Here is a 240-nt window from a genome sequence, read left to right as displayed (position 1 = left end):
CCGGAACTACAGCAACACATCGCCGAGGTCGCACGCGAACACAACGCCACCACCTTCATGGTCGTCCAAGCCGCCTTGACGGTGCTGTTGTCGAAGATCAGCGCCAACCGCGACGTGGCGGTCGGATTCGCCGTCGCCGGCCGCGACGACCCCGCTCTCGATGAGCTGGTCGGCTTCTTCGTCAATACCTTGGTCCTGCGGATCGATCTGGACGGGGATCGCACCTTCACCGACGTGTTG

Annotated in this window: 1 protein-coding gene; it reads left to right on the top strand. The window is 63.3% G+C overall.

Translation table 11 applies throughout. The features are described 5' to 3' along the window. Positions 1 to 240: condensation domain-containing protein (locus IRT45_RS36515; RefSeq protein ID WP_194810295.1), on the top strand; the 240-nt coding region annotated here is incomplete at both ends.

The organism is Nocardia sp. BSTN01 (genome assembly GCF_015354405.1).
Lineage (GTDB): Bacteria > Actinomycetota > Actinomycetes > Mycobacteriales > Mycobacteriaceae > Nocardia.
Note: the sequence above shows the minus strand (reverse complement) of the source record. Positions and strands in the feature narration are given on the sequence as shown.